Raw genomic sequence first — 10,690 nt, 5'->3', positions numbered from 1 at the left:
TCCGACAGATCGCGGAGAACTGTCGAAGGCGGGGTGGGTCCGGTTGAGGGGGTGTGAGCGCCATGGATGGCGCGACCAAGCCCCCATGGATGGGTTCACGGCGTCCCCCTCAACCGGACCCGTCCCGCCACCCCGCAGGAACCCAGCTTTTGACGTTGACGTTGATCCAGCAGGTGCAGGGCTGCAAGCCCTGCAGAAACAAACCCCACCCTACGCCGGCGTCGGTTGTGCAATCTTCCCCCGCGCACTACGATCCTGCGGTTCGCGCGCACCTGCGCGCGCCCGTATTCCTGCTGAGCGCCCCGTGCGCCGCATCTGCCAACCCGAGGTATCCATGGTCATCAAACCGCGCGTCCGCGGCTTCATCTGCGTCACCACCCACCCGACCGGCTGCGAGGCCGCGGTCAAGCAGCAGATCGACTACATCCGCGCCCGCCCGCCGATCCAGAACGGCCCCAAGCGCGTGCTGGTCATCGGTGCCTCCACCGGCTACGGCCTCGCTGCGCGCATCACCGCCGCGTTCGGCAGCGGCGCTGCCACCCTGGGCATCTTCTTCGAACGCCCGGGCAGTGAGACCAAGCCGGGCACGGCGGGCTGGTACAACTCCGCGGCGTTCCACAAGTACGCCGACGAAGCCGGCCTGTATGCCAAGAGCATCAACGGCGATGCCTTCTCCGATGAAGTGAAGGCCAAGACCATCGAGATGATCAAGGCTGACCTCGGCCAGGTCGACCAGGTGGTCTACAGCCTGGCCGCGCCGCGCCGCAAGCACCCCAAGACCGGCGAGATCATCAGCTCCACGCTGAAGCCGATCGGCGAGCCGATCGTCCTGCGTGGCCTGGATACCGACAAGGAAGTGCTGACCGAGACCCACCTGCAGCCGGCCACGGCTGAGGAGATCGCCGGCACCGTCGCGGTGATGGGTGGCGAAGACTGGCAGATGTGGATCGATGCGCTGTCCGAGGCCGGCGTGCTGGCCAACGGCTGCACCACCACCGCCTTCACCTACGTGGGCGAAGAGATCACCCAGGCGATCTACTGGAACGGTTCGATCGGCGCGGCCAAGAAGGATCTGGACGACAAGGTGCTGGGCCTGCGCGCATCGCTGGCGAAGATCGGTGGCGACGCGCGCGTGTCGGTGCTCAAGGCCGTGGTCACCCAGGCCAGCTCGGCCATTCCGACCATGCCGCTGTACCTGTCGCTGCTGTTCAAGGTGATGAAGGCGCAGGGCACGCACGAAGGCTGCATAGAGCAGCTCGACGTGCTGTACGACATCCTCTACGGCGGCAAGGCGGACGGCGTGGCTGTCGACCGCCTGCGCCACGACCTCGTCGATGGCCAGGGCCGCACGGTCGCCCTGGTGGACGAGGAAGGCCGCCTGCGTGCGGACTACAAGGAAATGGCCCCGGAAGTGCAGGGCAAGGTGCTGGAGCTGTGGCCGCAGGTGACCAACGAGAACCTCTACGAGATCAGCGACCTGGCCGGCTACAAGGCCGACTTCCTGCGCCTGTTCGGTTTCGGCGTGGACGGCGTGGACTACGAGGCCGACGTCAACCCGGACGTGAAGATCGACAACCTGGTCGACCTGACCTGACGCGATAAACGGTAGCGCCGGGCCATGCCCGGCGGATGCCATAAATGCCGCTACGCTCGCCGGCCACGGCCCGGCGCTACCTGCGCGCGCCAAATGGTAGCGCCGGGCCATGCCCGGCGGATGCTGTGGATGCCGCTGCGCTCGCCGGGCACGGCCCGGCGCTACCACCTCAGCCGAAATCGAAGTTCATCGACGGCAGCGCCGGGCCGACGAACTCGCCCTGCACGTAATCGACGCCCGCGCTGAACAGCAGGGTCATCGAGTTCGCATCGCTGACGAACTCGGCCATGGTGCGGATACCGGCTTCCTGCGCACGTGCGGTGATCTGGCTGATGCGGTCGATGTTCTCGCGGGTCGCGCCAAGGTCGCTGGTGAAGCCGCGGTCCAGCTTGAGGAACTGCGGCTCGAAGTGGGCCAGCAGCTGGAACGAATCCAGCCCCGAACCGAACTGCTCCAGGCCGATCCGGCAACCCAGCGGGGCGACGTCGGCAAGGAACTGCTGGGCGGTGCGCAGGTGGGTGAAGACCTTGACCTCCGGCGCATGCAGCCACAGCCGTTCGCCCGGTACGCCCTGTGCCTGCAGCTGCTGGCGCAGGGTGGCAATCATCTTGGGGTCGTCGAACGACTCGGGGGTGACCTTGACCAGGATCTGCGTGTCATGGCCGGCACGGGCGCGTGCGCCGAGCACGTCGATGGCCTGCGAGACCACCCAGCGATTGATGTCGCCCAGCAGGCCGTGCTCCTCGGCAATGCCGAGGAAGGCGGTCGGGCTGAGCAGCTCGCCGTTGTGCTCCAAGCGCAGGTAGGCCTCGTACAGCTCCAGCGGCTCGCCCTGCAGGTTCAGCACCGGCTGGTAATGCAGCTGGAAGCCGTCACCTGCCAGCGCCTCGCGGATGCGCGCGACCCAGCGCTGCACGCGCTCTTCCTCGATGCGGTCGACCGCAGCCGGGTCGAAGATGCGCGAAGTGTTGCCCAGCGCGGCCGCAGCCTGCGCGCACTCGCTGGCACGCGCCAGCACCTGGCCGATGCTGGCGATCTTCTCGCCCACCTGCACGCCGCCGAGGCTGACGGTGACCGTGGCCGAGCGTGCGCCGATGGTGAACACGTGCGCGGCAAAGGCTTCGCGGATGCGCTCGGCCAGCGCCAGGGTCTGTGCGTAGGCGCCGGCCTGCAGCACGGCGAAGCTGTGCTCGCCGAAGCGCGCCATCTGCGCATCCTCGCCCACCACGTCAGCCAGCAGCGCGGCCATCGCGCCGATCAGGGTGTCGGCCGAGGCCAGGCCGATATCGGGGATCAGGCGCGCGTAGTGATCCGGTTCGACCAGCAGCAGGCCGAACTGGCCCTCGCTGCGACCGGCCTGGGCCACGGCATCTTCCACCTGCAGCATGAAGGTGGGGCGGTTGAGCAGGCCGGTGACCTGGTCGCGCTGGCGGAGGTCCTCGACCTCGCGGGCCAGTTCGGTGTCCAGTTCCAGCCGGCGGCGGAACACCACCTGCAGGCAGGATTCGCCTTCGTAGGTGGCGGCAGTGAATTCCATGGTGGCCGGGAACGCACTGCCATCCTGGTGGCGCGCATCCAGCTGGTACTGCGGCGGCGGCGCCTCGCCACGGCTGAGCGACTTCAGCAGCTGCTTGAAGCTGTCCACGTGCTGGGCGGCGACCATGTCCAGCAGCGAGATGCCTTCGACCTCGTCGAAGTCCTCGTAGCCGAACATTTCCAGATAGGCATCGTTGGCACGGATGTGCATGCCTTCGTGGACATAGGCGATGGGGTCGCGCGAGGAGGCGATCAGCGCGTCGCAGCGGCGCTCGGTCTCGCGCATCTGCGCCTCGATGCGGCGCAGGCCACGGCGCGCCTGCAGGTCGACCCACTGGTCGCGGACCACCGCCAGCAGGTGTTCATTGCGCTGGCGCAGCGCCAGGGCGCGGACGCCGTTGCTGCTGGCCTGGACCAGTTCGTCTTCGTCGATGTGATCGGCCAGCAGCACCAGCGGGATGTCCTTGCCGCTGGCGGCGATGTGCTGGGCCACCAGCGGCAGCGGGATGCCCTGCGACGGCGAGGCCAGCACCAGGTCGATGGCCTGGCTGGCCAGCACCTGCGACAGCTCGGCCGAATCCTGTGGCCGCCACGGGCGCACGGCGATGCCGCTGTTGCGCAGGGTGCTGACGATGGCTTCGGCGTTCTCGCCGCTGTCATCGACGATCAGCAGCCGGATGGTGATGTCGTTCGCGTTCTGCATGCACTGCTCCCCAATCTGCAAATCTAGATACACGATGCGCGGCGGTCCGTCCATGCGCTCGCCCCTTGCGGGGTTGGAACGGCGATGCGGTTCACACCACGCTGCCGGCGGCATGGCCGCTGGCCCAGGCCCACTGGAAGTTGTAGCCCCCCAGCCAACCCGTCACGTCCAGCACCTCGCCGACGAAGTGCAGGCCGGGTACGCGCTTGGACTCCAGGGTGGCCGAAGAGACCTCGGCCGTGTCCACGCCGCCCAGGGTGACTTCGGCGGTGCGGTAGCCTTCGGTGCCGCTGGCCACCAACGGGAAAGCGCCCAGCAGCTGCCCGGCCTGGCGCAGCACCGGTTCGTCCAGCTGCCGCACCGGGCGGTCCGGTAGCCAGTGCTCGCACAGGCGCTGGGCGAGCCGCTTGGGCAGCACCTCGGCCAATACCGTGCGCAGTTCGGCCGCCGGCCGGTCGCGTTTCATCTGCCGCAGCCACTCGGTCGCGTCCTGGCCCGGCAACAGGTCCAGTTCCAGGGCATCGCCGGGTTGCCAGAACGAGGAGATCTGCAGGATGGCCGGCCCGCTGACGCCACGATGGGTCAGCAGCATGAAGTTCTGGAAGTGCTTGCCGTTGCAGCGCGCCTCGATGGGCAGGGCAACGCCACTGAGGTCGGCCAGCCGCTCCTGGTGGGTGCCACTGAGGGTCAGCGGTACCAGGCCGGCGCGGGTGGGCAGGATCTGGTGGCCGAACTGGCGGGCCACCTCGTAGCCGAAGCCGGTGGCGCCCATGCTGGGGATCGACAGGCCGCCGGTTGCCACCACCAGCGAGGCGCAATGGAACAGGCCATCGGTGGTGTGCACGCGGAAGCCATCGCTGCCGTGTTCAATGCGCTGCACGCTGCAGTTGGTGCGGATCTGCACGCCGGCCGCCTGGCACTCGTCCACCAGCATCTTCACGATCTGCTTGGACGAGACATCGCAGAACAGCTGCCCCAGTTCCTTTTCGTGATAGGCGATGCGGTGCTTGTCCACCAGCTCGATGAAGTGCCACGGCGTGTAGCGCGCCAGGGCTGACTTGCAGAAATGCGGGTTGGCCGAGAGGAAGTTGGCCGGCGTGGTACCGGTGTTGGTGAAGTTGCAGCGCCCACCACCGGACATCAGGATCTTCTTGCCGACCTTGTTGGCGTGGTCGATCACCTGCACGTGGCGGCCGCGCTGGCCGGCCGTGATCGCAGTCATCAGCCCGGCTGCGCCGGCACCGATGACCAGCACGTCGCAGCGGATCGTGCTCATGCCTTGGCGCGCTTGCGCCAGTCCGGAATGATGTCGAGCTGGATCTGGTCGTTGAGGAGCTGCACCTCGCCATCCTGGATCAGCACGCTGAAACGCATGGCGCGCTGGATCTGCTGGCCCCACTGTTCGACGAAGGCGCCGTCGAGGTCGACCACCGACAGGTTGTCGAAGCGGGCCAGGCCCTTGCCCTGCTTGTTCCACCAGATATCGGACGCGTTGCCGCCGTAGTTCACCACCTGCACCTGGCGGCTGCGGTTGCAGGCCTTGCGCACGCGCGATTCGTCCGGGTGGCCCAGGTCGATCCACTGCAGGATGTCGCCGGTGTAATCGTGGTTCCACAGGTCCGGTTCGTCGTCGGTGCTCAGGCCGCGGCCGAACTCCAGGCGGTCGTCGGCATTGAGGGCGAAGGCGAGCAGGCGCACCATCAGGCGATCGTCGGTTTCCGACGGGTGCTGGGCCAGGGTCAGGTTGTGGGTCGCGTAGTAGCCGCGATCCATGTCGCTGATCTGCAACTCGGCCTTGCGGATGGTGGCGGTGAGGGCCATGGGGAATCCGTGGACTAAAGACGACCATGATAGAGGTTTGCTGTAAGGGTGTCCGTCGCCAGGGTGTCTGCCGGGCGTCAACGATGGCACTCTGGCGGTGCTTTCCCTCCTGTCGCCCGCGCATGCCCCGTTCCCCGATCCGCCGTCTCCGTATTGCCGACGCCGACTTCGTCTGCAGCGTCCGCGCATCCGCGGCGGGTGCGCTGCCCGCCAGCGTGGTGTTCGCCGCCTATGCGCCCGGGCGCCGGCTGCGCATGCGCTTCAGCAGCGCCCCTGCGCAGCGGCGGCTGGCCGGTGAGGCCGGGCTGGACCACGGCAGCCTGCGCATGGCCGACGGCACCTGGATCAACCTGCACCGGCCTGCGGTGATGCGTGCGCTGGTGCTGGCGGCGCTGGGCGATGGCCTGGGCGACGGCATGGAGCGCGATGGCTGGCAGGTGCTGGACGCGGCCACGCTGCCGGCGCCGGAGCCCTCCACGCCATGAGCCTGCCCAGCCGCCTGCAGCTGCCGCCGGGTGACTGGGCGTGCCTGCTCGATGGACTGTGTGCGCGCTTCCCGCGCATCGGCCGCGGGCAGTGGCAGGACCGTTTCGCCCGGGGCCGGGTGCAGGACGCGCAGGGCAGGGCGCTTGCGCCGGACCAGCCCTGGCAGGTCGGGCTGGACATCGTCTATTTCCGCGAGGTCAGCGACGAACCGTGCATCCCGTTCAGCGAGCGCATCGTGTACCAGGATGAGCACCTGCTGGTGGCCGACAAGCCGCACCACCTGCCGGTCACGCCCGCAGGCGGCTACGTGCGCGAGACCCTGCTGGCGCGGCTGGTGGCGCGCACCGGCAACACGGACCTGGTGCCGCTGCACCGTCTTGACCGGCTCACCGCAGGGCTGGTCCTGTTCTCGCAGCGGCCCGATTCGCGCGATGCCTACCAGCGGCTGTTCCGCGAACGGCGTATCGACAAGACCTATGAGGCGCTGGCGCCCGCGTTGCCGGGCCTGCAGTTCCCGCTGGAGCGGCGGAGCCGGATCGTGGCGGGCGAGCCGTTCTTCCGCATGGCCGAGGCAGCGGGTGAGCCGAACGCGCGCACCCGGGTGGACGTGATCGCCGCCGACGCGGCGGTCTGGCATTACCGGCTGCGGCCGGAAACCGGGCGCAAGCACCAGTTGCGCGTGCACATGGCGGCGCTGGGCGCACCGATCCTCGGCGATGACCTCTATCCGCAGCTGCAGCCAGCGGCGGATCCGCTGCGGGCGCCGCCGTTGCAGCTGCTGGCGCGGGCCCTGGCGTTCCAGGATCCGCTGGACGGGCAGCGCCGGGTGTTCAGCAGTGACCGTTCGCTGCAGGCGCCGGACAGCCCGGCCGACGCGGTCTGATCAGCGGGGCCTGATCACTGCGGATTGATCACAGCGGCTTGATCACCGCGGCTTGATCCGGGCCAGCCAGCGGTCCAGCTCGGCGGCGAACAGCTGGCGGTCGCGCTGGCCCAGCGGCGGCGGGCCACCGGTCTGTACGCCCGATCCGCGCAGTTCCTCCATGAAATTGCGCATCGACAGCCGCTCGGCCATGTTGTTGGCGGTGTACAGCTGGCCGCGCGGGTTCAGGGCGACGGCGTTCTTCTCCAGCACCAGCGCAGCCAGCGGGATGTCCTGGGTGACCACCAGGTCACCGGCGGCGACCCGCTCGACGATGGCACTGTCGGCCACGTCCAGGCCCTGTGGCACCTGGAGGGAGCGCAGCCAGCGCGAGGGCGGTGTGCGGATCCACTGGTTGGCGACCAGGGTGAGCTCCAGGCCGACCCGCTCGGCGGCGCGGAACAGGATGTCGCGGATGACAACAGGGCAGGCGTCGGCATCGACCCAGATCCTCGGATGCCCGTGTTCAGCGGGGGTTTCAGCTTCAGTCATCTACCCAGTGTAGGGTAGGAAAAACCTGAATGGGGGCTCGGGTTTAGCCTCGATCGGCTGCCAGCCCTTGTCACGCCTAGCCGGGCAGGGGATGCGGCTGAATGTCGGGGCTATCGCTTTTTCCTGAAAACACGCGTATCGTTCGACCCACTGTGTTTGCTAGGGTCACCGTGAATCGTGGCCTGGTGCAGTTGATCTCACGATCCGCTCATCGATCCGCTTTACCAACGCCTGCAACTCAGTCTCGGCCCCGATACCCGGTGGCTGCGATTTTTTTCAACATGTGTTTCAGGAGTTAGTAACTATGTCTGATCGTCAGACCGGCACTGTCAAGTGGTTCAACGACGCCAAGGGCTTCGGCTTCATCACCCCGGAAAGCGGCCCGGACCTGTTCGTGCACTTCCGTGCCATCCAGGGCACCGGCTTCAAGACCCTGCAGGAAGGCCAGAAGGTTACCTTCATCGCCGTCCAGGGCCAGAAGGGTATGCAGGCTGACCAGGTGCAGGCGGTCTAATCCGTCTGCTACCGTTTGGTAGCCAGAAACGCCGGAAGCGAAAGCTTCCGGCGTTTTTTATTGCCCGCTGTTTCGTAGAGTCGAGCTTGCTCGACTGCTTCTGCACGGCAGTCGAGCAAGCTCGACTCTACGAGGGGCATGCACCCGGCGCGGTAGGATGAACTTCCCCCCAAGGATCATCCCCATGCGCATCGTCCACCACCTGGAAAACTCCCGTTCGCTGCGCGTGCTGTGGATGCTGGAGGAGCTGGGGCTGGACTACGAGCTGCGGCGCTACCCGCGCGATCCGAAGACGCTGCTGGCGCCGCCGGAGCTGCGCCAGGTCCACCCGCTCGGCAAATCGCCGGTGCTGCAGGATGGCGATCTGGTGCTGGCCGAGTCCGGGGCGATCCTCGATTACCTCGTCGACCGCTACGACACCGGGCGCCAGTTCTCGCCGTCGCCGGTTCCGGCCGACGGTGCCGAGCGCATCGACTACCGCTACTGGCTGCATTACGCCGAAGGTTCGGCGATGCCGCCGCTGCTGCTGACCCTGGTGATCGGCCGCATCCGCAGCGCGCCGATGCCGTTCTTCGCCCGGCCGATTGCCCGCGGCATTGCCGACAAGGCCGAGCGCAGCTTCATTGGTCCGCAACGGCGCCTGCACCTGGACTGGATGGAGCGGCGGCTGGCCGAAAGCCCCTGGTTCGCCGGTGACCGTTTCACCGCGGCCGACATCCAGATGAGTTTCCCGATCCAGGCGGCTGCAGCCCGTGGGGGTGGCCTGGACGACAAGCCGGCCCTGCGCAGCTTCCTTGCGCGCATCGGCGAGCGCCCGGCCTACCGGCGCGCCGAGGCGCACGGCGGCGCCCTGCAGGCCCTGCGCGGCGATTGAGGAGCGGCCCTGCCGCCCCCATCCTGCAGGGATGGATACCAGCGCCCCCCGTTTCGACAACCGCCTGCTGAGCGCCCTGCCGGGCGACCCCGAGAGTGGCCCGCGCCGCCGCGAAGTGCGCGGCGCCGCATGGTCATCGGTGATGCCGACCCCCGTGGCCGCCCCTACGTTGCTGGCCTGGTCGCCGGACGTGGCCGCGCTGCTGGGGCTGGAAGCGGCAGACGTGGAAGGCGAAGACTTCGCCCAGGTATTTGGCGGCAACGCGCTGTACGCAGGCATGCAGCCATGGGCAGCCAACTACGGTGGCCACCAGTTCGGCCATTGGGCGGGCCAGCTGGGCGATGGCCGGGCGATTTCGCTGGGAGAACTGGTGGCAGCCGATGGCCGGCACTGGGAGCTGCAGCTGAAGGGCGCCGGGCCGACCCCGTACTCGCGCGGCGCCGATGGCCGTGCCGTGCTGCGCTCGTCCATCCGCGAGTTCCTGTGCAGCGAAGCGATGCATCACCTGGGCGTGCCGACCACGCGCGCCTTGTCGCTGGTCGGCACGGGCGAAGACGTGGTGCGCGACATGTTCTACGACGGCCACCCGCGCGCCGAGCCGGGCGCCATCGTCTGCCGCGTCGCGCCGTCGTTCATCCGCTTCGGCACCTTCGAACTGCCGGCATCCCGCGGCGAGACCGCGCTGCTGAAGCAGCTGGCCGAGGCCTGCATCGCCCGCGACTTCCCCGGGCTGCAGGGCGAGGGCGAGGCGTTGCACGGCGACTGGTTCGCGCAGATCGCCGTGCGCACCGCCGAGCTGATGGCGCACTGGATGCGGGTCGGTTTCGTGCACGGGGTGATGAACACCGACAACCTGTCCGTGCTGGGCCTGACCATCGACTACGGCCCGTACGGCTGGGTGGAGGATTACGACCCGGACTGGACGCCCAACACCACCGACGCCCAGGGCCGCCGCTACCGCTTCGGCAGCCAGCCGCAGGTGGCGTACTGGAACCTCAATCGGCTTGCGCAGGCACTGTCGCCGCTGTTCGCCGACGTGCAGCCGCTGCAGGCCGGTCTGGCCGCGTTCCAGTCCACCTTCGTCGCCTGCACGCGCCGCGATGCCGCCGCCAAGCTGGGCTTGGCCGCCGCCGATGACGAAGACCTGCAGCTCTACCTGCGCTGGCAGCAGTTGCTGCAGGACGGCGGCATGGACATGACGTTGGCCTGGCGCGCGTTGATGCGCGTGGACGCGGCGGCGCCGGATGCGGGTGTGCTCGAAGCGGTGTACTACGACGAAGCACGCCGGCAGGCGGTGCAGGTGCCGCTGCAGCAGTGGTTGCAGGACTACGCCGCGCGGCTGCGTGTCGATCCGCTGGCGGCCGATGCGCGCCTGGCGAAGATGGCGGCGGCCAATCCGCTGTACGTGCTGCGCAACTGGTTGGCGCAGGAAGCGATCGACCGGGCGGAGCAGGGCGACCTGGGAGGCGTGCACGCGCTGCAGGACGTATTGCGTGACCCGTACACGGAACGCCCGGGGCTGGAGCACTATGCCGGCAAGCGACCGGCGTGGGCGGATGACCGCGCGGGCTGCTCGATGCTGTCCTGCAGTTCGTAGGGGGTTTCTTCTGCAGGGCTTGCAGCCCTGCACCTGCGGTAGTGCCGGCCGCTGGCCGGCAACCTAAACGTCAAAAGCTGGCTTTCCGTGGGATGGCGGGGTGGGGGCGGGTGAGGGGGGCGCCGTAAAACCCACCCCGCCGTCGCCAGTT

At 68.3% G+C, this 10,690-nt stretch carries 10 protein-coding genes; 6 read left to right on the top strand and 4 right to left on the bottom strand.

The genetic code is table 11. The features are described from left to right. Positions 1-334 precede the first annotated feature (334 nt). Complete coding sequence (gene fabV / locus QMZ26_RS20810) at positions 335-1,594, top strand: enoyl-ACP reductase FabV (protein ID WP_283222541.1); 1,260 nt, start codon at positions 335-337, stop codon at positions 1,592-1,594. Positions 1,595-1,763: 169 nt separating this feature from the next. On the opposite strand, the gene QMZ26_RS20805 is transcribed toward fabV, so the two are convergent. The 3 genes from QMZ26_RS20805 to QMZ26_RS20795 all read right to left on the bottom strand — a co-directional run bounded on the left by QMZ26_RS20805 (position 1,764) and on the right by QMZ26_RS20795 (position 5,654). After that, on the bottom strand, positions 1,764-3,833 hold the full coding sequence (locus QMZ26_RS20805) for an EAL domain-containing protein (RefSeq protein WP_283222540.1): 2,070 nt from the start codon (positions 3,831-3,833) through the stop codon (positions 1,764-1,766). 91 nt (positions 3,834-3,924) lie between these two features. Then, a complete protein-coding gene (locus tag QMZ26_RS20800) occupies positions 3,925-5,109 on the bottom strand; it encodes an NAD(P)/FAD-dependent oxidoreductase (protein WP_283222539.1) in 1,185 nt (394 codons plus the stop codon). Next, complete coding sequence (locus tag QMZ26_RS20795; RefSeq protein ID WP_283222538.1) at positions 5,106-5,654, bottom strand: YaeQ family protein; 549 nt, start codon at positions 5,652-5,654, stop codon at positions 5,106-5,108. The genes QMZ26_RS20800 and QMZ26_RS20795 overlap by 4 nt, the downstream gene beginning before the upstream one ends. A 122-nt stretch (positions 5,655-5,776) precedes the next feature. Here QMZ26_RS20795 and QMZ26_RS20790 point away from each other — a divergent pair, with 122 nt between their 5' ends. Beyond that, positions 5,777-6,139: a hypothetical protein gene (locus QMZ26_RS20790; protein ID WP_283222537.1), complete on the top strand. Its 363-nt coding sequence runs from the start codon at positions 5,777-5,779 to the stop codon at positions 6,137-6,139. After that, a complete protein-coding gene (locus tag QMZ26_RS20785) occupies positions 6,136-7,023 on the top strand; it encodes a pseudouridine synthase (RefSeq protein WP_283222536.1) in 888 nt (295 codons plus the stop codon). Before QMZ26_RS20790 ends, QMZ26_RS20785 begins: the two co-directional genes overlap by 4 nt. Positions 7,024-7,065: 42 nt before the next feature. Here QMZ26_RS20785 and QMZ26_RS20780 read toward each other — a convergent pair whose 3' ends face one another. Then, positions 7,066-7,554 (bottom strand): YaiI/YqxD family protein, encoded by a 489-nt coding sequence (locus QMZ26_RS20780; RefSeq protein WP_283222535.1) that lies wholly within the window; start codon positions 7,552-7,554, stop codon positions 7,066-7,068. A gap of 304 nt (positions 7,555-7,858) precedes the next feature. On the opposite strand from QMZ26_RS20780, the gene QMZ26_RS20775 reads away from it, so the two are divergent. The 3 genes from QMZ26_RS20775 to QMZ26_RS20765 all read left to right on the top strand — a co-directional run bounded on the left by QMZ26_RS20775 (position 7,859) and on the right by QMZ26_RS20765 (position 10,539). After that, positions 7,859-8,068: a cold-shock protein gene (locus QMZ26_RS20775; protein WP_004153307.1), complete on the top strand. Its 210-nt coding sequence runs from the start codon at positions 7,859-7,861 to the stop codon at positions 8,066-8,068. Between the two features lie 184 nt (positions 8,069-8,252). Next, positions 8,253-8,942, top strand: coding sequence for a glutathione S-transferase (locus tag QMZ26_RS20770; RefSeq protein ID WP_079221582.1), 690 nt, complete (start codon positions 8,253-8,255; stop codon positions 8,940-8,942). 31 nt (positions 8,943-8,973) lie between these two features. Further along, positions 8,974-10,539: a protein adenylyltransferase SelO gene (locus tag QMZ26_RS20765; protein ID WP_283222534.1), complete on the top strand. Its 1,566-nt coding sequence runs from the start codon at positions 8,974-8,976 to the stop codon at positions 10,537-10,539. Positions 10,540-10,690: the final 151 nt, after the last annotated feature.

Origin of the sequence: Stenotrophomonas sp. PFBMAA-4, from assembly GCF_030053215.1 — a bacterium.
GTDB lineage: Bacteria > Pseudomonadota > Gammaproteobacteria > Xanthomonadales > Xanthomonadaceae > Stenotrophomonas.
Note: the sequence above shows the minus strand (reverse complement) of the source record. Positions and strands in the feature narration are given on the sequence as shown.